Origin of the sequence: Streptomyces sp. NBC_00289 (genome assembly GCF_041435115.1) — a bacterium.
Lineage (GTDB): Bacteria > Actinomycetota > Actinomycetes > Streptomycetales > Streptomycetaceae > Streptomyces.
In genome coordinates, this window is record NZ_CP108046.1 from 9,074,139 (window position 1) to 9,098,808 (window position 24,670).

General features: G+C 70.2%; 21 protein-coding genes. 7 read left to right on the forward strand and 14 right to left on the reverse strand.

The annotated features are described in order from the left end of the window. Positions 1-91: 91 nt before the first annotated feature. The gene (locus OG985_RS41100; protein ID WP_371673481.1) at positions 92-4,375 is read right to left on the reverse strand and encodes a HAMP domain-containing protein; all 4,284 of its coding nucleotides are present in this window, start codon (positions 4,373-4,375) and stop codon (positions 92-94) included. 426 nt (positions 4,376-4,801) lie between these two features. Between OG985_RS41100 and OG985_RS41105 the strand changes: the two genes are divergently transcribed. After that, a complete protein-coding gene (locus OG985_RS41105; protein ID WP_371673482.1) occupies positions 4,802-5,173 on the forward strand; it encodes a PRC-barrel domain containing protein in 372 nt (123 codons plus the stop codon). A gap of 191 nt (positions 5,174-5,364) precedes the next feature. Next, positions 5,365-5,766 (forward strand): ATP-binding protein, encoded by a 402-nt coding sequence (locus tag OG985_RS41110; protein ID WP_371673483.1) that lies wholly within the window; start codon positions 5,365-5,367, stop codon positions 5,764-5,766. 50 nt (positions 5,767-5,816) lie between these two features. Here OG985_RS41110 and OG985_RS41115 read toward each other — a convergent pair whose 3' ends face one another. The 4 genes from OG985_RS41115 to OG985_RS41130 all read right to left on the reverse strand — a co-directional run bounded on the left by OG985_RS41115 (position 5,817) and on the right by OG985_RS41130 (position 7,446). Then, on the reverse strand, positions 5,817-6,251 hold the full coding sequence (locus tag OG985_RS41115; protein ID WP_371673484.1) for an ATP-binding protein: 435 nt from the start codon (positions 6,249-6,251) through the stop codon (positions 5,817-5,819). Between the two features lie 237 nt (positions 6,252-6,488). Further along, positions 6,489-6,908 (reverse strand): hypothetical protein, encoded by a 420-nt coding sequence (locus tag OG985_RS41120; protein WP_371673485.1) that lies wholly within the window; start codon positions 6,906-6,908, stop codon positions 6,489-6,491. 97 nt (positions 6,909-7,005) lie between these two features. After that, the gene (locus OG985_RS41125) at positions 7,006-7,278 is read right to left on the reverse strand and encodes a DUF4190 domain-containing protein (RefSeq protein ID WP_371673486.1); all 273 of its coding nucleotides are present in this window, start codon (positions 7,276-7,278) and stop codon (positions 7,006-7,008) included. Positions 7,279-7,281: 3 nt separating this feature from the next. Then, positions 7,282-7,446 carry a hypothetical protein gene (locus tag OG985_RS41130; protein ID WP_371673488.1) on the reverse strand — a complete coding sequence of 55 codons (165 nt, stop codon included), beginning with the start codon at positions 7,444-7,446 and terminating at the stop codon, positions 7,282-7,284. 265 nt (positions 7,447-7,711) lie between these two features. Here OG985_RS41130 and OG985_RS41135 point away from each other — a divergent pair, with 265 nt between their 5' ends. Further along, positions 7,712-7,999, forward strand: coding sequence for a DUF4190 domain-containing protein (locus OG985_RS41135; protein WP_371673489.1), 288 nt, complete (start codon positions 7,712-7,714; stop codon positions 7,997-7,999). 79 nt (positions 8,000-8,078) lie between these two features. Here OG985_RS41135 and OG985_RS41140 read toward each other — a convergent pair whose 3' ends face one another. Further along, positions 8,079-9,983 carry a long-chain fatty acid--CoA ligase gene (locus tag OG985_RS41140; RefSeq protein WP_371673490.1) on the reverse strand — a complete coding sequence of 635 codons (1,905 nt, stop codon included), beginning with the start codon at positions 9,981-9,983 and terminating at the stop codon, positions 8,079-8,081. A 153-nt stretch (positions 9,984-10,136) separates the two neighbouring features. Here OG985_RS41140 and OG985_RS41145 point away from each other — a divergent pair, with 153 nt between their 5' ends. Further along, the gene (locus OG985_RS41145; protein ID WP_371674640.1) at positions 10,137-10,370 is read left to right on the forward strand and encodes a DUF6480 family protein; all 234 of its coding nucleotides are present in this window, start codon (positions 10,137-10,139) and stop codon (positions 10,368-10,370) included. A 15-nt stretch (positions 10,371-10,385) separates the two neighbouring features. On the opposite strand, the gene OG985_RS41150 is transcribed toward OG985_RS41145, so the two are convergent. The 6 genes from OG985_RS41150 to OG985_RS41175 form a co-directional block, all read right to left on the reverse strand. Further along, positions 10,386-11,474, reverse strand: a complete 1,089-nt coding sequence (locus tag OG985_RS41150) for a glutamate--cysteine ligase (RefSeq protein WP_371673491.1) — start codon at positions 11,472-11,474, stop codon at positions 10,386-10,388. A 107-nt stretch (positions 11,475-11,581) separates the two neighbouring features. Further along, on the reverse strand, positions 11,582-13,834 hold the full coding sequence (glgB, locus tag OG985_RS41155; RefSeq protein WP_371673492.1) for a 1,4-alpha-glucan branching enzyme: 2,253 nt from the start codon (positions 13,832-13,834) through the stop codon (positions 11,582-11,584). A 5-nt stretch (positions 13,835-13,839) separates the two neighbouring features. Then, the gene (locus OG985_RS41160; RefSeq protein ID WP_371673493.1) at positions 13,840-15,198 is read right to left on the reverse strand and encodes a phosphotransferase; all 1,359 of its coding nucleotides are present in this window, start codon (positions 15,196-15,198) and stop codon (positions 13,840-13,842) included. A 29-nt stretch (positions 15,199-15,227) separates the two neighbouring features. After that, positions 15,228-16,946, reverse strand: coding sequence for a maltose alpha-D-glucosyltransferase (treS, locus tag OG985_RS41165; protein WP_371673494.1), 1,719 nt, complete (start codon positions 16,944-16,946; stop codon positions 15,228-15,230). Beyond that, positions 16,943-18,937, reverse strand: a complete 1,995-nt coding sequence (locus OG985_RS41170) for an alpha-1,4-glucan--maltose-1-phosphate maltosyltransferase (protein WP_371673495.1) — start codon at positions 18,935-18,937, stop codon at positions 16,943-16,945. Before OG985_RS41170 ends, treS begins: the two co-directional genes overlap by 4 nt. Positions 18,938-19,008: 71 nt before the next feature. Further along, a complete protein-coding gene (locus OG985_RS41175; protein ID WP_371673496.1) occupies positions 19,009-19,308 on the reverse strand; it encodes a DUF5133 domain-containing protein in 300 nt (99 codons plus the stop codon). 297 nt (positions 19,309-19,605) lie between these two features. Between OG985_RS41175 and OG985_RS41180 the strand changes: the two genes are divergently transcribed. Both OG985_RS41180 and glgX read left to right on the forward strand, forming a co-directional pair. Next, a complete protein-coding gene (locus tag OG985_RS41180) occupies positions 19,606-20,118 on the forward strand; it encodes a pep a2 (RefSeq protein ID WP_371673497.1) in 513 nt (170 codons plus the stop codon). After that, complete coding sequence (glgX, locus tag OG985_RS41185; protein ID WP_371673498.1) at positions 20,115-22,259, forward strand: glycogen debranching protein GlgX; 2,145 nt, start codon at positions 20,115-20,117, stop codon at positions 22,257-22,259. Before OG985_RS41180 ends, glgX begins: the two co-directional genes overlap by 4 nt. A 14-nt stretch (positions 22,260-22,273) precedes the next feature. On the opposite strand, the gene OG985_RS41190 is transcribed toward glgX, so the two are convergent. Continuing rightward, complete coding sequence (locus OG985_RS41190; RefSeq protein WP_371673499.1) at positions 22,274-23,074, reverse strand: VOC family protein; 801 nt, start codon at positions 23,072-23,074, stop codon at positions 22,274-22,276. 166 nt (positions 23,075-23,240) lie between these two features. On the opposite strand from OG985_RS41190, the gene OG985_RS41195 reads away from it, so the two are divergent. Then, complete coding sequence (locus OG985_RS41195; protein WP_371673500.1) at positions 23,241-23,573, forward strand: ANTAR domain-containing protein; 333 nt, start codon at positions 23,241-23,243, stop codon at positions 23,571-23,573. Between the two features lie 15 nt (positions 23,574-23,588). Here the strand turns inward: OG985_RS41195 and OG985_RS41200 are convergent, their stop codons facing one another. Beyond that, entirely contained in the window at positions 23,589-24,380 is a 792-nt protein-coding gene (locus tag OG985_RS41200) for a SigB/SigF/SigG family RNA polymerase sigma factor (protein WP_371673501.1), read from the reverse strand. Positions 24,381-24,670 lie beyond the last annotated feature (290 nt).

Below are 24,670 nucleotides of genomic sequence, written 5' to 3' on the forward strand. Positions count from 1 at the left end.
AGTGCGAAGGCTCCTCGGCTGGAAAACCCTGGGGCGCGGACGGGCGGACACCCGCCCGGCCCTGTCGTGTGCGGGGCGGGGACCGGCATTCTCATGCGGGCAGCCAGCGCTGGACGCAGGCGATCAGGTCCTGGGTGTCGACGGGCTTGGTGACGTAGTCGCTGGCACCCGAGGCGAGGGACTTCTCCCGGTCGCCGGGCATCGCCTTCGCGGTCACGGCGATGATGGGCAGGTCGGCGTACGGCGCCATCTTGCGGATCTCGGCCGTGGCCGTGTACCCGTCCATCTCCGGCATCATCACGTCCATCAGCACCAGCGCGATGTCCGGATGGTTGACGAGGGTCTCGATGCCCTTGCGGCCGTTGTCCGCGTGCAGCACCCGGAAGCCCTGGAGTTCGAGGATCCCGCTCAGCGCGAAGAGGTTGCGTGCGTCGTCGTCGACGACCAGCACCGTACGGCCGGCCCAGTCCGCCGGGGGCTGCTGCGACTGCTGCCGCGGCTCCTCGGGCCGGACCAGGGTCAGCACGTCTCCCGGTTCCTCGGCCGAGAGATGCAGGGCGATGCGCTCCCGCAGTTCGTCGAGGCTGGAGAGGAACTCCAGCGACCCGCCCTCGGAACCGGACTTCAGCGACTCCTCCAGGGCCAGGTCCGCCCGATGGCCGCTGTGCACCAGCACCGGGACGCTCGCCAGCGCCGAGTCGCCCTGCACGGCCCGCAGGAAGCGCGACGCCTCGCCGTCCGGCATGCCCAGTTCGAGTACGACGCAGTGGCAGGGCTCCGCGGCCAGGGCGCCCGCGGCCTCGTTGGCGCCGACGGCGGTGATGATGTCGACCGCCGCACCCGTGCCCCGGTCGGCCCGGCCGTGCGTCACGTCGGTGACCACGCTCTCGGCGACGAGGGTCAGCAGACCCCGGGGGCGCTCCTCCACGACGAGCAGTCGGCGCGGACGCCGTCCCGGGGAGGACAGCACCGTGCCGATCAGGGGCTCCGGAGCGGTCTCACCACCGGCGGGCAGGGCGGCGGGCCCGCCGTCGAGCGCTCGCCCGCCCCTGAGCACGTCCTCGAAGTCGGGGCGGGCCACCGGCAGGAAGAGCGTGAACGTGCTGCCCTGGCCGGGCGTGCTGTCCACCGTGACGGCGCCGCCGAGCAGATGGGCGATCTCCCGGGTGATGGAGAGGCCGAGTCCGGTGCCGCCGTACTTGCGGCTCGTCGTGCCGTCCGCCTGCTGGAAAGCGCCGAAGATCGTCTCCAACTGCTGTTCCGGGATACCGATTCCGGTGTCCTGCACCCGGAAGGCCACGATGGTGCCGCCGCGGAGTACACCGCTGGGGACCTCTTCGTCGGCCGCGGGTTCCACCCGCAGTTCCACGCTGCCCTGCTCGGTGAACTTGACCGCGTTGGACAGCAGGTTGCGCAGCACCTGGCGCAGACGGGAGTCGTCGGTCAGCAGGTCCGCCGGCGCGCCGGGCGCCGTGGCCACCGTGAACTCGAGGCTCTTCTGGGTCGTCATCGGCCGGAAGGTGGCCTCGACGTACTCGATGAGCTGCCGCAGCGGGACCCGCTCCGGCGAGACGTCCATCTTCCCCGCCTCCACCTTCGACAGGTCGAGGATGTCGTTGATCAGCTGGAGCAGGTCCGAGCCGGCCGAGTGGATGATGCCCGCGTACTCGACCTGCTTGGGGCTGAGGTTGCGCGAGGGGTTCTGGGCGAGCAGCTGAGCGAGGATGAGCAGGCTGTTGAGCGGCGTACGCAGCTCGTGACTCATGTTGGCGAGGAACTCCGACTTGTACTTCGAGGCCAGCGACAACTGCTGGGCGCGGGCCTCCAGTTCCTGACGCGCCTGCTCGATCTGCAGGTTCTTCGCCTCGATGTCCCGGTTCTGCGCCACCAGCAGCGAGGCCTTCTCCTCGAGTTCGGCGTTGGAGTGCTGCAACTCCTCCTGCTGCGTCTGCAACTCCGCCGAACGGGCCTGGAGTTCCGCGGTCAGGCGCTGCGACTCGTCCAGCAGCTCGTCGGTCCTGGCGTTGGCCACGATCGTGTTCACGTTGACGCCGATGGTCTCCATCAGCTGCTCCAGGAAGTCCTGGTGCGTCTGGGTGAAGGCGGTCACCGAGGCCAGCTCGATGACGCCGAGGACCTGGCCCTCGACCACGATGGGCAGCAGCACGAGAGCGGTCGGCACCACGTGACCGAGGCCCGAGGAGATGATCACGTAGTCGGCCGGCAGTTCGTCCACGGTGATGGTGCGGCGGCTGCGCGCGGCCTGGCCGACCAGCGTGCGCCCGAAGGGGATGCGGGTGGGCCGGGCGTCGTCGTCGGGATAGCCGTAGGAGCCGACCAGCCGCAGCTCGGGGCCGCGGTCGCCGTCCTCGGCCAGGTAGAAGGCGCCGTACTGGGCCGACACCAGGGGAACGAGCTCGTCCATGATCAGTTCGGCGACCACGGGCAGGTCACGGTGTCCCTGCATCAGACCGGAGATGCGGGCGAGGTTGGTCTTGAGCCAGTCCTGCTCCTGGTTGGCCCGGGTGGTCTCGCGCAGCGACCCGACCATGGAGTTGATGTTGTCCTTGAGTTCCGCGACCTCGCCGGACGCCTCCACGGTGATCGAGCGGGTCAGGTCGCCCTCGGCGACGGCGCTGGCCACCTCGGCGATCGCGCGCACCTGACGGGTCAGGTTGCCCGCGAGTTCGTTGACGTTCTCGGTGAGGCGCTTCCACGTGCCGGACACGCCCTCGACCTCGGCCTGTCCGCCGAGGCGTCCCTCCGTGCCGACCTCGCGGGCGACGCGGGTGACCTCGTCGGCGAAGGCGGAGAGCTGGTCGACCATCGTGTTGATCGTCGTCTTCAGTTCGAGGATCTCGCCGCGTGCGTCGACGTCGATCTTCTTCGACAGGTCGCCCTTGGCCACCGCGGTCGTCACCAGCGCGATGTTGCGCACCTGGCCGGTGAGGTTGTTCGCCATGGAGTTGACGTTGTCGGTGAGGTCCTTCCAGGTGCCCGCCACGTTCGGCACGTGCGCCTGTCCGCCGAGGCGTCCTTCGGTGCCGACCTCGCGGGCGACGCGGGTGACCTCGTCGGCGAACGCGGAGAGCGTGTCGACCATGGTGTTGATGACGTCCGCCAGGGCCGCGACCTCACCCTTGGCCTCGACCGTGATCTTCTGCGAGAGGTCGCCGCGGGCCACGGCGGTGGCGACCTGGGCGATAGAGCGGACCTGGCCGGTCAGGTTGGACGCCATCACGTTGACGTTGTCCGTGAGGTCCTTCCAGGTGCCCGACACGCCCCGGACCTGGGCCTGTCCGCCGAGGTTTCCGGCGGTGCCGACCTCGCGGGCGACGCGGGTGACCTCGTCGGCGAACGCGGAGAGCTGGTCGACCATGGTGTTGAGGGTGTTCTTGAGCTCGAGGATCTCGCCGCGCGCGTCCACGGTGATCTTCTGGGAGAGGTCGCCCTTCGCGACCGCGGTCGCCACCTGGGCGACGTTGCGGACCTGCGAGGTGAGGTTGCCCGCCATGAAGTTCACCGAATCGGTGAGGTCCCGCCAGGTGCCCTTGACGCCCTTGACGTCCGCCTGTCCGCCGAGGCGACCCTCGGTGCCGACCTCGCGGGCCACGCGGGTCACCTCGTCGGCGAAGCCCGACAACTGGTCGACCATGATGTTGATGGTGTTCTTCAGCGCGAGGATCTCGCCGCGCGCGTCCACGGTGATCTTCTGGGAGAGGTCGCCCTGGGCCACCGCGGTGGTGACCTGGGCGACGTTGCGGACCTGCGCGGTGAGGTTGCCGGCCATCAGGTTGACGGAGTCGGTCAGATCGCGCCAGACGCCGGCCACACCGGGCACCTGGGCCTGTCCGCCGAGGCGGCCCTCACTGCCGACCTCCCGGGCGACGCGGGTGACCTCGTCGGCGAACGCGGACAGCTGGTCGACCATCGTGTTGACGGTCTCCTTCAGCTGGAGGATCTCGCCCCGGGCGGGCACGTCGATCTTCTGGGAGAGGTCGCCCTTGGCCACCGCGGTCGTCACCAGCGCGATGTTGCGCACCTGGCCGGTGAGGTTGTTCGCCATGGCGTTGACGGAGTCCGTCAGGTCGGCCCAGGTGCCGGAGACCCCGGGAACCTCCGCCTGTCCGCCGAGCGTCCCCTCGGTGCCCACCTCACGGGCCACCCGGGTGACCTCGGAGGTGAACACGGACAGCTGGTCGACCATGCCGTTGAACACTTTGCCGATGTCACCCATGAGGCCGTCGGCGTCGTCCGGCAGGCGGGTGCCGAAGTCCCCGTCCCGGACGGCCGTCAGCCCCGCCAGGAGCCTCCTCAGCTCCTGATCCCCAGGGACCGCATCAGTGACCTCGGTGGCGTTGCTGGCCATGCGCATCCTCGTTCCGCTCCCCAGGAGTCCTCGGGCGAGGACTCGGAACCACGCGGTGCCGCCGGGCGGCCCCGCAAGCCGTGTATGTATTTGCGCAGTTCACGGATCTGCGCGATGAGAAATACGCCGCAGGCTAACCCACCTGACGTACGACCGACAAAGCGTCGCACCGACAGGTACGTCCCGCCGTTTCACCCGCCACGGTTTGTGCATGGTGTGAAGAAGTATGGGTACCCGACCACATTTTCTCCCAGGGTGGGGGTCTCGGCGGCACCCGGTGGAGGCCGGTGTGCACTGCCGCGCGGTCGTGGCGGAGAAACGTTTCGAATGCCGCCGCGGGAGCCGGGTATCTGCTGCTGTGGAGCACCACGGGGCGGCACCGTCCGCCCCAGGGCTCATCACCCGTCATTCGACCGGGGAGGAAGGAGCAGGGTGACCACTGACAGGATCTGGTCCTACGCACCGGACAGCGCTCACGTCGAGGGGCAGGACCTCACGAACTGCGTCGTGACCGCGGCCGACGGCGTCATCGGGCACGTGGACCGGGAGGCCGACCACCACGGTATGCGCCACCTGGTCGTCGACACCGGCGTGTGGGTCTTCGGCAGGAGCGTGCTGGTCCCGGTCGGCGTCGTCACCGGCGTCGACATCGACAGCAGGACGATCACTCTGGCCTGCACCAGGGGAGAGGTGAAGGCGGCCCCCCGCTTCCGCACCGACAGCGAAACCATGGATCCCGCCTATCTGGCCGGCGTCGGCGACTACTACCATCGCCTGCCGCCGCGCGAGACGACCACCGCGTGACCGGAATGCAGGACCGCTCCACGCAAGCACGGAAGGCAGTGTGCAGTGAGAGGAACCACGCCGTTCTCCGTCGTCACTGACGACATCGGGCCCGGGACGGAGGCGCCGCGGGCAGTGACGTCCGGGTGAGGCCGGCCGAGCACGCGCAGGACAAGGAGGCGGCGACAGGGCTCCGGGTGACGAGTGCGGCGATGGCCCGCGCACAGGCACGGACGGTGGTGCGTGAGCGGTGGGAGTCCGCCTCGCGCAGAGCGCGCGAGGAAGACGTCATCGACCTGCTCCTCGTCGTCTCGGAACTGGTCGCGAACGCCATCCGGCACGGCGAGGGACTCGCGGAATTCGACATCGCGCTCACACCCGAAGGGGTCCGGCTGGCCGTCCGGGACAACAGCGACGTCGTCCCCCGGGTCGCGTACGGGTCCGGCGCCCTGCCCAGCGGTCACCACGGCAGCGGCTACGGCTGGCCGCTGATCATCCGGCTGGCCCGCGGGATCGAGATCGACACGCACCCCGAGGGCGGGAAGACGATCAGTGTCACCGTGCCGCTGCGCGAGGCCTCGGAGCCCCCGGACAGTGCGGGGCAGCCGGCCTGACCACCACGCCTCCCCGGGCTCGACGCCGACGGCCGCCGGATTCCATGGGATCACCAGGGCAGGAAGACGTGGATCTCCTTGCCGCTCGCGTCCGGGACGACGCTGACCTGGTCGCACAGGGTGTGGATCAGGTGCCAGCCGATCCCGCCGCCGCCCTTGTTGGGGTGGAAGGGGCGTGGCGCGGGCGGTGTGGTGTTCGTGTCGTGCATCGTCACGTGCACTCCGTCGAAGGTGCGGCGCATGCGCAGTTCGAAGGGTCCTGGGGCGTACTGCACCGCGTTCGCGGCCAGTTCCGTCACCACCAGGAGTATGTCGTCCCAGTACTCGGGTGCTGCCGGCGGCGAGGCCCGCGCCAGGTCGTGGAGAAACTTCTCCGCCTCCAAGCGTGCACCCGTCACATTGCGCAGCTCACCCGCGAAGCGCGTGGTGCGCATCGAGATCTCCTCAGCAGCCAGTGTGTCGTCCCAATGCGGCTCGGTTGCCATCGTGCCTTCCTCGGCCCGGCGTCGGCCGGGCTGGTCGTCCTCTCTTCGTCGTTCGTACGGTTGACAAGTTCCCAAGCCCGGAGAGCCTACGCGCCCGCTCTTGCCCCACCTGGAGACCGGGCCGAGCCGTGACGACCACCGGGACAGGGCGAGGCCGCGGACGCCGCCCGCGTGCTCGGCGTCCGCGGCCTCCTCGTCGTACGTCCGAAGTGGCGTACGCCTGGGGCGGTACGGCCTTCAGGCCACCGTCCGTTCGGCGCACAGACTGTCGTGCTCGCTCCCGCGCGACTCCCAGCCGTGCAGGCAGCACGCGCCGTGCAGTTCCCGCCAGCCCTGGTCGACCTCGGCCGCGAGGCTCCCCGCGCCGACGCAGTCGGGGCCGTGGACGACACCGTCGGAGTTCTTCCAGAACGGGCAGCACGGCTCGGGCACCGGCAGCGGTGACCGCATGCCCGACGCGGCGCGCCGGTGCCGCGTCACCACGCGCGCCCGGGCGCGGCGCCCCTGCCGGACGGCCGCGACCCCGGGAGTGAGCGCGGCGGACGCGAGGAGAACCGCCCTGGCCCACTGCCGCATGCCGGCGCGCCGGACGCCGCCGAGGCCGGTGAGAAGAGCTCTCGTTGAACAGACAAGTCGGCCACGGCGGTGGTTGGACATGGGCGGCGGTTCCCCTCGTACGGGTCGGCACGGTTTCTTCACTCCGCCTACGTCGAACCGGCCGAAGTAAACCTCCGCCGCCCCGCGAAACGCGTGATCAGCCGACGACCGTCCAGGCCGCGCCCCCGTTGACCGCCATCAGGACGACGAGAACCAGTACGTCCGCGATGCCGAGACCCAGCCCGAGCAGGGCCCGGAAGCGCCGGGGGGTGTCCCTGCGCAGGGCGATCACGGCCAGGACGATGGCGATGGGGCCCAGGACGATGTTCATGACGAGGATGCCGACCAGACCGAGGACGAAGGACGCGACGGCCATGCCCTCCGTGTCCCGCCTGCCGGTCTTCTGCCGGGGTGGTGCGGTGAACCGCATGTCTCAACTCCTTCCGGCCGCGCTCCGCCGCCTACGCTCCCGGACGGCGAAGACGGAGAGCCAGACGATGATCACCGCACTGACGGCCAGCGTGACGGGCCAGGGCAGATAGGCCACCGAACCGAGGACGAAGGCGAGCACGATCAGTGCCACGATGAGGAAGAGCACCGCTCACCTCCCGTTTCGAACTGCCCCGTCGGCAAACGGAATTCAGTATTTCGCACCATGCGACTACAGGTTTCCCGTAGCGCGGAAGTCACGCCCCGGCGCCACAGGGTGTCCGGAACACTTCCCGGGACGACCGCGGGCCGGTCATCGCCGGTAACACCCCGGAATGCGGGGCGTATTGGCGGGCACCCGGATGACGGAAAGGCGAGACGCGCTCCGGAACGGAGCGTTCGGGAATCCAACCACCCCACACCGGGAGAATCTGATGACGAGTTACGGCAGCTCTTCTGCCGCGTCTTCCAGGTCACGTACCAATGGTCTGGCCATCGCGAGCCTCATCTGCGGAATCATCGGCGTGTTCTTGTTCAACGTGATTCTCGGGCCGATCGCGATCGTGCTGGGCGCCGTCGGAATGCGCCAGGCGCCGGCCAAGGGCGGGGCCGGAATGGCCAAGGCCGGTGTCGTACTCGGCATTGTCGACCTGGTCGTCTTCGGCATCCTGCTCGCCCTGACCGCGGCCAACGGGGGCTCCACCTGGTACGTGGGTGGCTGACCCGGGACCCCGCGTCGGGAACCGAGAGCCGAGGGGCGCACGCCGGTGAGAACCGGGGTGCGCCCTTCGGCATGTCCCGTCACCGGAAGACGTTGTCGGAGTCGTCCCAGTTCGACAGCTCCTCCTGGGCGCCTTGCCGCGGCGGCCGGGCCCGAGCCTGGTACATCGCGTCGATCTCCAGGGCGTAGTGCCGCACTATGGCGTCCCGGCGCAGCTTCATCGAGGGCGTCAGCAGGCCGTTGGCCAGATCGAACGGCTCCGGAAGCACCCGGAAGACGCGTATGGACTCCGAGCGGGAGACAGAACTGTTGGCCGCCGCGACGGCACGGGCGAGTTCCTCCCGCAGCGCGTTCTCCTCCCGGGCCTCCCGCGCCTGCGCGTCGCTCTGCATGGCCAGGGAGCCGCGCCAGTGCGCCAGGTACTCCGGGTCGAGCGTGATCAGCGCGCCCACACAGGGCCGGTTGTCGCCCACGACCACCGCCTGGTGCACGAGCGGATGCATCCGCAGCCGCTGCTCCAGGGCCGCGGGGGCGACACTCTTGCCGCTGCTGGTGATGATGATGTCCTTCTTGCGGCCCGTGATCGTCAGATAGCCCTCGGAGTCCAGCCGTCCGATGTCGCCGGTGGCCAGCCAGCCGCCGTACAGGGCGGCCCGCGTGCCGGCGTCGTCGTTGATGTAGCCCTGGAACACGGACGGCCCGCGGACCAGGATCTCCCCGTCGTCGGCGACCTGGACGGCCGTGCCCGGCAGGGCCTGCCCGACGGTTCCGGACTTCTCCCGGCCCAGCGGCTGCATGGTGAGCCCGCCACTGGTCTCCGTGAGTCCGTAACCGTCGTGCACGTAGATGCCGATGCCCTCGTAGAACAGCGAGAGGTCACGGTTCAGGGGCGAGCCGCCGGAGGTGGCCCGGCGGGCTCTGCCGCCGAACGTGGCGCGCAGTTTGCGGTACACCGTCCGCTCGTACAGGGCGTGTTGCAGCCGCAGGTCCAAACCGGGGCCCGGTCCCTCGCCCAGTCGCTGCCGCTCGGCGGCCGCGGCGAAGTCGCGCGCCGTGCCGGCGGCCCGCTCGAACAGCGCGCCGCGGCCGGACTGCTGGGCCGCCCGCAGGAAGTTCTTGTAGATCTTCTCGAAGACCGACGGGACGGCGTAGAAGTAGGTGGGCCTGAACGACTGCAGCGCCGCGGCCAGTGCCTCCTGGCTCAGGTCGGGCTCGTGGGCCATGAGCAGGCCGCCGCGGATGCACAGGCCCTGGATCATGAGGCCGTACACGTGGGAGAAGGGCAGGAAGGCGAGGACCGCCCCCTGTTCGCCGGGCGGCGCCGCCGTCTGGCCCCAGCCCGCCAGCAGGGTGTCGCAGGGGCTCGCGAGGCCGCGATGACTCAGCGCGCAGCCCAGCGGACGCCCGGACGTGCCGGAGGTGTAGGCGACGACCGCGGTGGAGTCCGGCAGCACGATGCGGCGCAGCGAGTCCACCGTGGTCTGCGGGATGTACGTCCCCCGCTGCACCAGCTCCTGAAGCGCCCCCGAGTCCAGCTGCCAGACGTGGCGCAGCCGCGGCAGCGCCGCGCACACCGAGCCGACGGTCATGACGGACTGCTCGTCCTCGACCACCACGGCCACGCAGCCGGCGTCCCGCAGGATCCACTCGACCTGGTCGCGCGACGAGGTCGGATACACCGGGACGACCTCCGCGCCCACGGACCACAGCGCGTAGCAGAGCGACGTCCACTCGTAGCGGGTGCGCGCCATGATCGCCACGCGGCTGCCCGGAGCGATCCCCGACGCGATCAGCCCCTTGGCCAGGTCGACCACCTCGTCCCGCAGCTCGACGGCCGTCACCTCCTCCCACGCGGCGCGGGAGCCCTCGGGACGGCGGGCGAGCAGGGCACGGGTGGGATCGAGGTCCGCCGTCTCGAACAGGCTGTCGGCGAGCCCGCCGGTCAGAGGTGACGCGGTCGGGGGAGCGAGGGCGAAGTCGCGCATGCGCTGCTCCTGACAAGTACGGGGTGTGACGTCTCCGACGAGTACGGTCATCGGCGCTGCGAAATCTAGCCCAGGTGGGAGCGGACGGTGCCGGGAACGCAGAATAGTGTCCGTGCCTTGATGATCTCGGCACCTTCGGGGGACCCGGAGGGCATGAGCCACATGAATCCTGATCCCGAGCCCGAAGGCACCACCGGACTGGAGCCGGGCGGTGGCGTACCGCCGGGTGAGACCCCGCCGGCGGAGAGCAGCATGTCAGGGGCCGGCCCCCGCGAGACGCACAACCCCACCAAGGGCTGGGCCAAGGCACCGCTGGTCGTCATCCTCGGTCTGGCCGTGCTGTGTGCCGCCTTCTTCCTGGCGTACGCCCTCGTCCTCCTGCTGTGACGTGGTCGCGGCGGCTCACGCCTGGGTCTGGCGCGCGCACTCGGTGACGACGTCGTGCAGGCTGCCGGTGCGTTCCAGCAGTTCGCGCTGGACCCGCGCGCCGTTTCCGTGGCGCAGCAGGCCGGCGAAGGCGTCCTGGGCGCGGTCGAGGTCGCCGCTGTCGGTGAGGGCGTCCCCGACGTGGTCCAGCAGGGCCCGCACCACCGTCTCCGCGGGCATGCGCCGCATGGTCGCCGGGTGGAGCAGTTCCGCGGTCAGACCCGAGCGGGCGGCCCGCCAGGCGGACAGCCGCAGCAGGCTCACACTGTGCTCCGGGACCTCGGCGCCGGCCCGCCACTCGCGGGCGGCGGTCTCGACGAGGCCGCGTGCCAGGGTGGCGATGAGCACAGCGGTGTCCGCGTGCAGACAGACGTCCGAGACCCGGATCTCCACCGTGGGGTACGTACGGGAGAGCCGGGCGTCGAAGTAGATCATTCCCTCGTCGAGGATCACTCCGGTGGCCACCATGTCCGCGACCCGCCGGTGGTACCGCTCGGCCGAGCGGAAGGGCTCGGTGGGACCGGCCGAGGGCCAGCGCTGCCACACCCGGCTGCGATAGCTGCTGTAACTGGTGTCCTTGCCCTGCCAGTAGGGGGAGTTGGAGCTGAGCGCGGTCAGCACCGGGAGCCAGGGCTGGATCCGGTCGAGGACGGCGACGCCCTCCTCGTCGGACTCGACGGACACATGGACATGACACCCGAGGACGAGTTGCTCCTGGGTGGCGATGCCGTAGTGCTCCGCCATCCACTGGTAGCGCCGGTTCGTGCTGACGGAGGGGCTGACGGGCAGCGGTGACGTGGCGAGCGCGGCCACGGTGCAGCCGATCTCCCCGGCGTGCCGGGCCGCCTCCTTGCGGCACCGGATGATCTCCGCGCGCAACTCCGGCATGCCCGACTGCGGGTGGGTGGCGAACTCGAGCATCTGGTTGTGCAGTTCCTTCTCGAAGACACCCTGCTCCGCGTCGTCCAGCTCGGCACGGGCGAGCACGGCGGCGGACCGCGCCTGCGGCTCGCCGGTCTCCGGGTCGACCAGGAGGAGCTCCTCCTCCACTCCGACAGTGCGCACGTGACTGCAGCCCTTCTGTGGCCCGCCGGCGACGGCGGGGATTGCCAGGTCGTATGTCCCCGACTGCCCCTCGAGGACGTTCGGACACCTGGCGCCGCCGCCGGGCCTCACATGGGCGGGCGCCGGCCGGCCGGTGTCAGCCAGATCGTCGCGAGCGGCGGCAGCGTGAGCCGGAGACGTCCGTCCTCGGGGAGGACGGGGCCGGGCAGGGTGATGTCGCTGCCGCCGTAGCGTGCCGCGTCGGTGTTGAGGGCCTCCTGCCAGGCCGGGACGTCGTCGCCGACGTGGAGGGCGTAGTCGTGGCGGACGACGGGGGAGAGGTTGGAGACCGACAGGAGAGGGGTGCCCTCGGCGTCGAAGCGCAGGAACGCGAAGACGTTGTCCTCGGCCGCGTCGCCGACCACCCAGCGGAAGCCGCCCGGGTCGGTGTCGCGCTGCCACAGCGCCGGGGCGCCCCGGTAGACGGTGTTGAGGTCGCGCACGAGGTCGCGGATCCCGCGGTGGTCCGCCTCCGCCTCGTAGGCGGGGTCGAGCAGCCACCACTCGGGGCCCTGCGCCTCGGACCACTCGGCGCCCTGGGCGAACTCCTGTCCCATGAAGAGGAGTTGCTTGCCGGGATGGGCCCACATGAACGCCAGGTAGGCGCGGTGGTTGGCGCGTCGCTGCCACCAGTCACCCGGCATCTTCGACACCAGTGCCTGCTTGCCGTGCACGACCTCGTCGTGCGAGATCGGCAGGACGTAGTTCTCGCTGTAGGCGTACACCATCGAGAAGGTCATCTCGTCGTGGTGGTACTTGCGGTGCACCGGTTCCTTCTGGATGTACTCCAGCGAGTCGTGCATCCAGCCCATGTTCCACTTCAGCCCGAAGCCGAGGCCCCCGCTGTCCGTGGGCCGGGTCACCCCGTCCCAGGCGGTGGACTCCTCGGCGATCGTCACGACGCCCGGAGCCCGCCGGTACACGGTCGCGTTCATCTCCTGGAGGAACGCCACCGCGGCCAGGTCCTCACGCCCCCCGAACACGTTGGGGGACCACTGCCCGGAGTCACGCGAGTAGTCGAGGTAGAGCATGGAGGCGACGGCGTCCACGCGCAGGCCGTCGATGTGGAACTCCTCGCACCAGTACACGGCGTTGGCGACCAGGAAGTTGCGCACCTCGGTGCGCCCGAGGTCGAACTCGTAGGTGCCCCAGTCCGGGTGCTCGGCGCGGCGCGAGTCCCCGGGTTCGTACAGCGGGTCCCCGTCGAACCGGGCGAGCGCCCAGTCGTCCTTCGGGAAGTGGGCGGGCACCCAGTCCATGAGCACGCCGATGCCGGCCCGGTGGAGGGCGTCGACGAGGTATTTGAAGTCGTCGGGGTCGCCGAGCCGTGCGGTGGGGGCGTAGAACCCGGTGACCTGGTAGCCCCAGGAGCCGCCGAAGGGGTGCTCGGCGACCGGCATCAGCTCCACATGCGTGAAGCCCAGATCCCGTACGTACGCGGGCAGTTTCTCCGCCAGCTGCCGGTACGTGAGCCCCGGCCGCCAGGAGGGGAGATGGATCTCGTAGACCGAGAAGGGGGCCTCGTGGACGGGTACGTCCGCCCGGTGTGCCAGCCACTCCTCGTCGGTCCACTCGTATCGCGAGACGGTCACGACGGACGCGGTCGCGGGCGGCACCTCGGTGCGACGCGCCATCGGGTCGGCCTTGAGGAACCGGCCGCCGTGCCGGGAGGTGATCTCGAACTTGTACCGGGCGCCCTCGCCGACACCCGGCAGGAACAGCTCCCACACCCCCGACGAACCGAGGGACCGCATCGGGAACGCCGTACCGTCCCAGAAGGTGAAGTCGCCGGCGACCCGGACGCCCCGCGCGTTCGGCGCCCACACGGTGAACCGGGTGCCGGTCACGCCCTGGTGGATCATCGGCTCGGCGCCGAGCGCCTTCCACAGCTGTTCGTGCCGGCCCTCGCCGACCAGGTGGAGATCCAGTTCGCCGAGGGCGGGCAGGAAGCGGTACGGGTCGTGCACCTCGTGTTCCCCGCCCGGATACGACACCAGCAGGGTGTACGCGGGGATGGCGTCGAGCGGCAGCACACCGGTGAAGAGACCGTCTCCCTCGGAGACGAGGGCGGTCTGCATCCCGTCGACCACGACACCGACCGCGTCGGCCCAGGGCCGCAGCGCCCGGACCGCGATCCCGCCGGGAACCGGATGGGCGCCGAGCAGAGCGTGCGGATCGTGATGGGAACCCGACAACAGCCGCGCACGGTCGGCCGCGTCCAGGGGAGGCGCGCTCCCGCGCGGACGCGGTCCGGGGGGAAGCGGGCCGGAGGGCTCGGGCGGCGAGGTGTCCTCGGGCAGTGAAGTGTCGTGCAGGGCCACGGGGTTCAGTCTCCTCTCACGGCGAGACGCTCGATCGCCGCCATAGGTACGGGAAGCCAGTCGGGACGGTGCCGGGCCTCGTACAGGACCTCGTACACGGCCCGGTCCGTCTCGTAGGCCCGGAGCAGGCCGTGCTTCTTACGGGGGTCCCAGCCCGCGCGGGCGGCATAGCCCGCGCAGAAGGCCTCCCGGCAGCGGCGCGCCCATTCAGGGCGCCAGGGCCGCCGCTGGCGGGCCGCGTAGTCGAAGGAGCGCAGCATGCCCGCGATGTCCCGCACCGGGGACTGGGCACTGCGGCGCTCGCTCAGCGGTTTGGACGGTTCGCCCTCGAAGTCGATGACGAACCACTCACGTCCGGCCCACAGCACCTGTCCGAGGTGCAGGTCACCGTGGATGCGCTGAGCGGGCGGGCCGGCATCGCAGCCCGCCAGGGCACCGAACGCGGTCCGCAGCCCGGGCACGAACGGCAGCAGCGCCGGTACGCACGCCGCGGCGGCGTCCAGCCGCTCGGTCATCGTGGCCGCCGTGCGCCCCTTGTCGCCGTGGGCGCCGGCCGGGAAAGCCGAGGCGAGCGCGAGGTGCACCTCTGCCGTGGCCTGGCCCAACGCGTGGGCCTGCGGGGTGAAGTCCTCACCCGTGGCGAGCGCGCGCAGCGCCAGCGTCCAGCCGTCGGACGCGTTGGGCAGATAGCGCTGCAGGACGCCGAGAGTGGCCTCCTGCGGGTGGGCCGTACGGAACCAGGCCACCGGCGCCGGCACCCGCCGGCACCCCTGTCCGGCCAGCGCGCCCGGCACCTCGAGATCGGGGTTGACGCCGGGCTGGATGCGCCGGAAGACCTTCAGGATGAACTCGTCGCCGAACACCAGCGAGGAGTTGGACTGCTCGGCGTCCAGCAGACGTGGCGCGAGCCCCGACGGCACCGGCACCGACGGATCGCACTCGAAGCTCAGCGGACCCACCGTGCCGGGATGGCGCAGCCGCTCCAGGAGCAGCTGCGCCGAACGGGGGTCCTGGAGCGCGTCGTAGACCGCCATCCCGGCCAGCGGTCCTTCCTGGGCCCGGCCGACGAGCGCCCGGGACAGGCGCGGCGAGAGGTGTTCCCGAACGCCGAGCAGCAGCTGGTAGCAGTCGCCGGCCGGGCCGCCGCCGGGGCCGGGCACGCCGGTGTGGCCCGCGTGGACCAGCAGATGCAGACAGCCCGGATACAGCTCGGTCATCGACAGCAGACCGAGCTCCGTGACGGGGCGGTCCTTGCCCGCGAACCAGCGCTGCCGCGGCAGCCACTCGCGCAGCAGTCCGCCGAGTGAGGCCATGGGGTCGGTGACGACCCTGCCCCTCGGGCGAAGCGATGCGGTCTTCTGCATGGTGACGGCGTCCTTTCCTCGGCACACGCTCAGGCACGTCTGCCGACGCGGGCGGCGGCTCGGGAGAGCCGGAACCAGTAGAAGCCGTGGCCCGCGAGGGTCAGGAGGTAGGGCAGTTCACCGATGGCGGGGAACCGGACCCCGCCGATGAGTTCGACCGGATGCCGCCCGTCGTAGGCCCGCAGGTCCAGTTCGGTGGGCTGTGCGAACCGGGAGAAGTTGTGCACGCACAGGACCAGGTCGTCCTCGTGCTCGCGCAGGAAGGCGAGGACGGCGGGGTTGGAGGAGGGCAGTTCGGTGTAGGAGCCGAGGCCGAAGGCGTGGTTCTGTTTGCGGATCTCGATCATGCGCCGGGTCCAGTGCAGGAGCGAGGAGGGCGAGGACATGGAGGCTTCGACGTTGGTGACCTGGTAGCCGTAGACCGGGTCCATGATGGTGGGGAGGTAGAGCCGTCCGGGGTCGCAGGAGGAGAAGCCGGCGTTGCGGTCGGGGGTCCACTGCATGGGGGTGCGGACGGCGTCGCGGTCGCCGAGCCAGATGTTGTCGCCCATGCCGATCTCGTCGCCGTAGTAGAGGATCGGCGAGCCGGGCAGGGACAGCAGCAGCGCGGTGAACAGCTCGATCTGGTTCACGTCGTTGTCCAGGAGCGGGGCGAGGCGCCGGCGGATGCCGATGTTGGCGCGCATGCGGGGGTCCTTGGCGTACTCGGCCCACATGTAGTCGCGTTCCTCGTCGGTGACCATCTCCAGGGTCAGCTCGTCGTGGTTGCGCAGGAAGATGCCCCACTGGCAGCCGGAGGGGATGGCGGGGGTCTTGGCGAGGATCTCGGAGACGGGGTAGCGCGACTCGCGCCGTACGGCCATGAAGATGCGTGGCATGACGGGGAAGTGGAAGGCCATGTGGCACTCGTCGCCGCCGACCTCGAAGTCGCCGAAGTAGTCGACGACGTCCTCGGGCCACTGGTTCGCCTCCGCCAGCAGCACCGTGTCCGGATACATGGCGTCGATCTCGCGGCGCACCCGCTTGAGGAACCCGTGGGAGGCCGGCAGGTTCTCGCAGTTGGTGCCCTCGGCGGCGTACAGATAGGGCACGGCGTCGAGCCGGAAGCCGTCGATGCCGAGGTCCAGCCAGAACCGCAGCGCGGCCAGGATCTCCTCCTGGACGGCCGGGTTCTCGTAGTTGAGGTCCGGCTGGTGGGAGAAGAAGCGGTGGAAGAAGTACTGCTTGCGGACCGGGTCGAAGGTCCAGTTGGAGGCCTCGGTGTCGACGAAGATGATCCGGGCGTCCGGGTACTGCTTGTCGTCCTCGGCCCACATGTAGAAGTCGCCGTAGGGCCCGTCGGGGTCCTTCCTGGACTCCTGGAACCACGGGTGCTGGTCGCTGGTGTGGTTCATGACGAAGTCGATGATGACGCGCATGCCACGGTGGTGGGCGGCGTCGACGAACTCCACGAAGTCGGCGAGGTCGCCGAACTCGGGCAGGACGGCGGTGTAGTCCGAGACGTCGTAGCCGCCGTCCCGGAGGGGTGACTTGAAGAAGGGCGGCAGCCACAGGCAGTCGATGCCCAGCCACTGCAGGTAGTCGAGCTTGGCGGTCAGGCCCTTGAGGTCACCGACCCCGTCGCCGTTGCTGTCCTGGAAGGAGCGGACCAGGACCTCGTAGAAGACGGCGCGCTTGAACCAGTCGGGATCGCGGTCCTTGGCGGGCGTGTCCTCGAAGGTGTCCGGGACGGGCTCGTTGACGGTCATGAAGCCTTTGACCCTCCTGTCTGCGGCGAGGCGGGCGATGCCTGGACGTGGAGCAGGTGCGCGGGCGCCCTGCCGGGCTCCAGCCGCACGTAGTTGGCCCTGCCCCAGCGGTAGGTCTCGTCCGTGAGTTCGTCGTGTACGGACATCGATGCGTGCCAGTCCAGGCCGAGTTGCGGCATGTCCAACGAGACCGTGCCCTCCTGGGTGTGGTGAGGGTCGAGGTTGGCGACCACGACCACCGTGTCCGTGCCCGAGCGCTTGCTGTACGCGATCAGCGCGTCGTTGTCGGTCCGGTGGAAGCGGATGTTCCTGAGCTCTCGCAGGGCGGGGTGGCGCCTGCGGCTCGAGTTCAGCCGGGTGATGAGGGGGGTGATGGTGCGGCCGGCGCGTTCGGCGGCGTCCCAGTCGCGGGGTTTGAGCTGGTACTTCTCGGAGTCGAGGTATTCCTCGCCGCCCTCGCGCAGCGGGGCGTTCTCGCACAGTTCGTAGCCGCTGTAGACACCCCAGGTGGGGGAGAGGGTGGCGGCCAGCACGGCCCGGACCTCGAAGGCGGGCCGGCCGCCGTGCTGGAGGTAGCCGGGCAGGATGTCGGGCGTGTTCACGAAGAAGTTCGGCCGCATGTAGGCGGCCGCCTCACCCGACAGCTCGGTCAGGTACTCGGTCAGCTCCTGCTTGCTGTTGCGCCAGGTGAAGTACGTGTACGACTGCTGGAAACCGATCTGCGCCAGCGTGTGCATCATCGCCGGCCGGGTGAACGCCTCCGCCAGGAACACCACGTCCGGATCCGCGCCGTTGATCTCCGCGATCACCCGCTCCCAGAACACCACCGGCTTGGTGTGCGGGTTGTCGACCCGGAAGATCCGCACCCCGTGCCCCATCCAGTACCGCAGCACCCGCACCGTCTCCGCGACCAGCCCGTCCATGTCGGCGTCGAAGGCGATCGGATAGATGTCCTGGTACTTCTTCGGCGGGTTCTCCGCATACGCGATGGAGCCGTCGGCACGGTGATGGAACCACTCCGGATGCTTGTGCACCCAGGGATGGTCCGGGGAACACTGCAGCGCGAAGTCCAGCGCCACCTCCAGACCCAGACCGCGGGCCCGGGAGACGAACCAGTCGAAGTCCTCGATCGTGCCCAGCCGCGGATGGACCGCGTCGTGGCCGCCCTCCGGCGAGCCGATCGCCCACGGCACCCCGACATCCTCCACACCGGCCGACAGGGTGTTGTTGCGGCCCTTGCGGAACGTCGTGCCGATCGGATGGATCGGCGGCAGGTAGACGACGTCGAAACCCATCCCGGCGATCGCCGGCAGCCGGCGGGCCGCGGTACGCAGCGTGCCGTGCGGCTGCTCGAGAGTGCCCTCCGAACGCGGGAAGAACTCATACCAGGCGCCGTACAGCGCCCGCTCCCGCTCCACCAGCAGCTCCCGCGTCTCGGAGGCACTGACATGCTCCCGCAGCGGATACCGCGCCAGCACCGCGTCCACCTCCGGCGTCAACGCCGCCGCCAGCCGGGTCGCGACCGGCAGCGTGTCGTCGCGCAGGGTCTCCGCGGCGGCCACGACCACCGCGCGAGAGGCGCCCTTCGGGACTCCCGCCGCCGCCCGGTCGTACAGTTCGGCGCCGTCCTCCAGGACCAGCCCGGTGTCGATGCCGGCCGGGACCTTGATCCGGGCGACATGGCGCCAGGTGGCCACCGGGTCGCCCCAGGCCTCGACGCGGTACGTCCAGCGGCCCGCCGCGTGCGGAGTGATCTCCGCTCCCCAGCGGTCGCTGCCCGGGGCGAGCTCCCGCATCGGTGTCCAGGGGCCGTGGGTGCCCTCGGGGTCGGTCAGCACGACGTTGGCGGCGACGGCGTCGTGGCCCTCCCGGAACACGGTCGCCGTGACCAGGAACGTCTCGTCGACGACCGCCTTCGCCGGACGTCTGCCGCACTCCACGGCCGGACGGACATCGCGCACCGGGATACGGCCGATCGGGGTCGAACTCATGGGTGTCACCTCCGCCGTGCTGAAGGCCGGGCCTGTTGGCCCGGCCGGAGAACCAAGTTGCGCCGGAAGGATTACCTCCCCGCGGGGGAACGCCGGTCGGCCACCGGCGGGCCCCGCCGGACCACGGCACTGGGACACGGCCGCTCGTCCTGCTCCCGGAGATAGGCCGACAGTGTGGTGCGCAGATACCGCTCGGCGGCGTCCGCGGCCTCGCGCGCGCACCGCTTGCCCATCAGCACGCAGAGGGTGTAGCCCGAGTCCTCGAAGGTGGACCGCAGAGCCCGGTCGGCGGGAGCCGCGAGCATCATGCGTTCCCAGGCCCGGTACCGCCGCAGTTGCCGGGCGACTTCGGTTTTTGCCGGTAGCAGCATGGCGACGTCACCTTTCCGGGACTCGAAGGCACGTGCTCCCGACCCTCGGGCGGTGGCCGTGCGCACGCGAGCACGGACCCGTTACGGGCATCGAGGTCTTGACTCATGGTGCACGCACCGCGACTCAGCGTCTTGTTGGATCCTCAACTACCTCGCGGGTCGCTCGTGTTGCACGAATGGCGTAGCACTCCCACTCTGGAGCTGACTCAGAAGCGACCAGTGCTCACGCTTCGTGTCCGGGGCCCAGTCCCCGCAGGGGGCGAGGAGGAGCGAGAGCTTCGCCGGTGAGGAGCGACGATGAAGACCGCAGTGCCCTGCTACTACCACCTCGACGTGGAAGTCAGCTTTGACCGCGTCGGACAGGTCAGCCGCATTCTGGCCGCCCACCTTCGATTCTGGGACCTGGAGAACCTGGTCCAGCCCGTCTGCCATGGAGCCGAACTGCTGCTGAAGGCCATCGACGAACACGCGACGGACAAGAACACGTCCATCGAGATGTGGTGGACCGGCCAGCACCTCATCACCGCGATCGGGGACAACAACCGGACTCTGCGCCCGGACCAGGAACTGCGGGCCTGCCTGGAGCGCATCGCCGCGATGAGCGACGGCTGGGGCTGCTGCGCCACCGACACCGGCAGCAAGGTCATCTGGTTCTCGCAGCGGGCCCGCGCCGGCGAACGCGTCCCGCTGGTGCCGACGGCACCGGCGCCCAGCCTCCGCGAAGGGCTCCAAGTGCCCCGCGAGGTGCCGGTTGCCCAGCTCGCCGACGCGCCCAGTACGCCGGACGGCGTACTGGTGGGCGCCCGGTGACCGCGCGCCGCAGCCGGAAAGGGGTGTCCGCGTGGAGCGGGCACCCCTACCCGCTGGGTGCCTCCTACGATGGCGAGGGCACCAACTTCGCCCTGTTCAGCGAGGTCGCCGAGCGCGTCACCCTGGTCCTCGTCGACGACGCCGGCGGTCACCGCGAGGTCCGGCTGACCGAGGTCGACGGCTTCGTGTGGCACGGCTATCTGCCCGGTGTCGGACCGGGACAGCGTTACGGCTATCGGGTGCACGGCCCGTGGGCCCCGTCGCTCGGCCACCGCTGCAACCCGGCGAAGTTGCTCCTCGACCCGTACACCCGGGCCGTGGACGGGCAGGCGGACAACCACGCCTCGCTCTTCGAGCGCACGCCGGGTGGTCCGTCCCCGGCCGACAGCGCCGGACACACCATGCTCGGCGTGGTCACCGACCCGGCCTTCGACTGGGGCGACGACCAACCGCCCAGGCTGTCCTACGCCGACAGTGTGATCTACGAGGCCCACGTCCGCGGACTGACCGCCACCCACCCGGACGTCCCCGCCGAACTCCGCGGTACCTACGCCGGTCTGGCGCATCCGGCGGTCCTCGGGCACCTGACCTCGCTGGGCGTGACGGCCGTCGAACTGATGCCGGTGCACCAGTACCTCCAGGACGGCGTGCTCCAGGACCGCGGACTGTCGAACCACTGGGGCTACAACACGATCGGCTTCTTCGCCCCGCACAACGCCTACGCCGCCCACGGCACCCGCGGACAGCAGGTCACCGAGTTCAAGTCGATGGTGAAGGCGATGCACGCGGCGGGCCTCGAAGTCATCCTGGACGTCGTCTACAACCACACCGCCGAGGGCAACGAGAAGGGCCCGACGCTCTCCTTCCGCGGTATCGACAACGCGTCGTACTACCGCCTGGTGGACGGTGACTGGGGGCACTACTACGACACCACCGGCACCGGCAACAGTCTGCTGATGCGGCACCCCTACGTGCTGCAGCTGATCATGGACTCGCTGCGGTACTGGGTCACCGAGATGCACGTCGACGGCTTCCGCTTCGACCTCGCGGCCACGCTCGCCCGCCAGTTCCACGAGGTGGACCGGCTGTCCGCGTTCTTCGACCTGATCCAGCAGGACCCGGTGATCAGCCGCGTCAAGCTGATCGCCGAACCGTGGGACGTGGGGGAGGGCGGCTACCAGGTGGGCAACTTCCCGCCGCTGTGGTCGGAGTGGAACGGCAAGTACCGGGACGCGGTACGGGACTTCTGGCGGACCGAACCGCACACGCTCGGCGAGTTCGCCTCCCGGCTCACCGGCTCCTCGGACCTGTACGCGCACAACCGGCGCCGCCCGCGCGCCAGCGTCAACTTCGTGACCGCGCACGACGGGTTCACGCTGCGCGACCTGGTCTCCTACAACGACAAGCACAACGAGGCCAACGGCGAGGACAACCGGGACGGCGAGAGCGACAACCGGTCCTGGAACTGCGGGGCCGAGGGCGAGAGCCGCGACCCGGCCGTCCTGAGCCTGCGCGCCCGCCAGCAGCGCAACTTCCTCGCCACGCTGCTGCTGTCGCAGGGCATCCCGATGCTCTGCCACGGTGACGAGCTCGGCCGCACCCAGCACGGCAACAACAACGCCTACTGCCAGGACAATGAGGTGTCCTGGGTCGACTGGGAGCTGACCGCCGAACAGGAGGCGCTGCGGGACTTCACCCGGTACGTCATCGGGCTGCGCGCCGAGCACCCCGTGCTGCGCCGCCGCCGGTTCTTCCTCGGCGAGACCGTCAGACGCGCCGGCCAGCCGCTGCCCGACCTCGTGTGGCTGCTGCCGGACGCGCGCGAGATGACGGAGAAGGACTGGCAGCGCTCCGACGCGCACAGTGTCGGCGTCTTCCTCAACGGAGACGCCATCGCGGAGCCCGGCCCGCGCGGCCGGCCCCTGGTGGACGACTCCTTCCTGCTCCTGCTCAACAGCTACTGGGAGCCGGTCGACTTCCGGCTGCCGGACGTCACGTACGGCGAGCGCTGGTCGACACTGATCGACACCGGCGACCCGCAGGGTGCCCCGGACGAGTCTGAGCACAAGGCGGGGACGGAGCTGACAGTCGAGGCACGCGGTCTGGTCCTGCTGTCGCGGCCCTCCCGCGGGGTCGGCTGAGGACCGGCGCCCGTTCAGCGCTCGGTGCGTGAGGTCACCGTGAACTGGGCGCCGTCGGGATCCCGCAGCACGGCCTCGTCACCGTCCTTGGACAGGACACTGCCGCCGTGCTGCTCCGCGGCCCGGGTGCAGGCCGTCACGTCCGAGACCGCGAAGTGGACCTGCCAGTGCGGCCGGATGGCGGGGTCGGGAGCCGAGCCCAGCGCCCCGGACATGATGCGCGCCACCACGTCACCACCGCTGCGCAGCACCACCTCGCCGCCCGCGTACTCGACCTCGCAGCAGCCGTCGCGGTCCGACGCCCAGTCGAGGACCTCGCCGTAGAAGATGGCGGCGTCGAAGGCGTCGCGGGTGTGGAGCCTGATGAAGGCGGGCTGCGCGTGGCGCCACTTCTCCCAGTTGGCGACGAGTGCGCCCTCCCAGACGCCGAAGGTCGCGCCGTCCCGGTCGGCCAGCAGCGCCGCCCGTCCGGGCGGGAAGGAGATCGGGCCGACCGCGGCCGTACCACCGCGTTCCTGCACTCGCGCCACGACCTGGTCCGCGTCCGGCACGGCGAAGTACGGCGTCCACGCCACCGCCATCTGCCACATGGAGGCCACCGCGGCGATCCCGGCGACGGGTGTGCCCTCCGCCAGCGCGACCCGGAACCGGTCGCCCAGCTGGGCGGTCCGCCACCGCCAGCCCAGCACCGCCGTGTAGAACTCCTCCGTGGCTCCGACGTCCCGGCTGGTCAGGCTCACCCAGCAGGGCGCGCCGAAGATGGAGTGGCTGGAGAAGACGTCCGTCGCGCCGGAGAGTCTCGAGTCGTGCTTCATGGCAGTCGCGTCCTGGTCTCGTCGGCCCGGGTCCCGGGTTTCACCCCCAGTGTCCGGCCGGAACCTCCTGGTCCGCCTGCCGAGTACCCCGGCGGCTGCGTCGAAACGGTGACACGACCGGCTCGCGACCGGTGGCACGGGCCGGGCCGAGTGACAAAATGGACATGTGGCATCGACATCTCGCGAACCCGCCGAGGAGACGGACCAGATCTGCCGGCTGCAGGAGGAAGTGCAGCAGCTGAAGGAGGCCGTCGCCTCACACGCCGTCGTGGACCAGGCGATCGGCATGGTCGTGGCGCTCGGCAGGGTGACCCCCGAGCAGGGGTGGCAGGTGCTGAAGGACGTCTCTCAGCACACGAACATCAAACTCCGCAATGTCGCGGATCTGATTCTCGTCTGGGGGCGGGCCGGAGAAATGCCTCCGGAGATCCGCGCCGAACTGGAAGACGCCGTCGACCGCTACAGCCCCACGCAGATTCCGGGGGCACCGAGGGACTGAGGGTGCCCCCGGGCGTCAGCGGTTGTCGGTCAGGACCTCTTCGCGAAGCCGGTCGAAGCAGCCGCTGAGCAGTCGGGAGACGTGCATCTGTGAGATGCCGAGCTGTTCCGCGATCCCGCTCTGCGTCATCCCCTTGTAGAAGCGCAGGTAGAGAATCGTGCGCTCGCGCTCCGGCAGCGCGTCCAGACAGGGCCTGACGGCCACCCGGTCGACCACGACGTCGTAGCCGGGGTCGGGCCGGCCGATCGCGTCCGCCAGCGCGTACCCGTCGGTGCCGGGCATCTCGGCCTCCAGCGACAAGGTGGAGAAGCACTCCAGGGCCTCCATGCCGGTGCGCACCTCGTCCTCGCTCAGCTCCGCGAACACGGCGATCTCGGCAAGGGTCGGGCCGCGGCCGGGGGTGGTCTGGGCGAGCTCCTTCATGGCCTGGCGCACCCGGTTGCGCAGGTCCTGGACCCGCCGCGGCACGTGCAGGGTCCACAGGTGATCGCGGAAGTGCCGCTTGATCTCCCCGGTGACGGTGGGCACGGCGTACGCCTCGAAACGGCTTCCGCGCTCCGGGTCGTAGTGGTCGACGGCCTTGACCAGGCCCAACGCGGCCACCTGGTACAGGTCCTCGACGGTCTCGCCGCGTCCCCGGAAACGCATCGCGATCCGTTCCGCCATCGGCAGCCACAACCGGATCAGCTCGTCCCGGAGCGCCTTGCGTTCCGGGCCCTCGGGCAGTGCCGCGAGCCGGACGAAGGCCTCGGTGGTGTCGGGGGCGTCGTCGTGCGGATGCTGCTTCGTTCTGGTGGTGATGCGCATGGCGCGCACCTCCTCGACGAGGTGCTGAATGGACAGACACCGCGGGAGGCGCAACCCGGACCGGACCTACACACCGGGGACCGAGAGCCGACTCCCACGGAACGTGCCTCCTGTCCGAAGCACTGAAATGCGGATTCCCCGGGTCCGCGCCGCCGAAACAAAGTCGGAAATACGGTGACTCAACGCGACCGCGCGATGCGGAAACGTCGCCGGGCGGGGTCGGTAAATCATTTACGGCAGTACTCCCACCGAATGTGCTGTGCCGGAATTCCGCCCGGAGAATTCCCCGG

Bases quoted from the DNA above. Each gene is read 5' to 3' on its own strand.
- OG985_RS41190 (WP_371673499.1), bottom strand. From the start codon at position 23,074: ATGAAGCACGACTCGAGACTCTCCGGCGCGACGGACGTCTTCTCCAGC.
- OG985_RS41115 (WP_371673484.1), bottom strand. From the start codon at position 6,251: ATGGCAACCGAGCCGCATTGGGACGACACACTGGCTGCTGAGGAGATC.
- OG985_RS41135 (WP_371673489.1), top strand. From the start codon at position 7,712: ATGACGAGTTACGGCAGCTCTTCTGCCGCGTCTTCCAGGTCACGTACC.
- OG985_RS41145 (WP_371674640.1), top strand. From the start codon at position 10,137: ATGAGCCACATGAATCCTGATCCCGAGCCCGAAGGCACCACCGGACTG.
- OG985_RS41140 (WP_371673490.1), bottom strand. From the start codon at position 9,983: ATGCGCGACTTCGCCCTCGCTCCCCCGACCGCGTCACCTCTGACCGGC.
- OG985_RS41180 (WP_371673497.1), top strand. From the start codon at position 19,606: ATGAAGACCGCAGTGCCCTGCTACTACCACCTCGACGTGGAAGTCAGC.
- OG985_RS41120 (WP_371673485.1), bottom strand. From the start codon at position 6,908: ATGTCCAACCACCGCCGTGGCCGACTTGTCTGTTCAACGAGAGCTCTT.
- treS (WP_371673494.1), bottom strand. From the start codon at position 16,946: ATGACCGTCAACGAGCCCGTCCCGGACACCTTCGAGGACACGCCCGCC.
- OG985_RS41100 (WP_371673481.1), bottom strand. From the start codon at position 4,375: ATGCGCATGGCCAGCAACGCCACCGAGGTCACTGATGCGGTCCCTGGG.
- OG985_RS41160 (WP_371673493.1), bottom strand. From the start codon at position 15,198: ATGCAGAAGACCGCATCGCTTCGCCCGAGGGGCAGGGTCGTCACCGAC.
- OG985_RS41110 (WP_371673483.1), top strand. From the start codon at position 5,365: ATGGCCCGCGCACAGGCACGGACGGTGGTGCGTGAGCGGTGGGAGTCC.
- OG985_RS41200 (WP_371673501.1), bottom strand. From the start codon at position 24,380: ATGCGCATCACCACCAGAACGAAGCAGCATCCGCACGACGACGCCCCC.
- OG985_RS41175 (WP_371673496.1), bottom strand. From the start codon at position 19,308: ATGCTGCTACCGGCAAAAACCGAAGTCGCCCGGCAACTGCGGCGGTAC.
- OG985_RS41125 (WP_371673486.1), bottom strand. From the start codon at position 7,278: ATGCGGTTCACCGCACCACCCCGGCAGAAGACCGGCAGGCGGGACACG.
- OG985_RS41170 (WP_371673495.1), bottom strand. From the start codon at position 18,937: ATGAGTTCGACCCCGATCGGCCGTATCCCGGTGCGCGATGTCCGTCCG.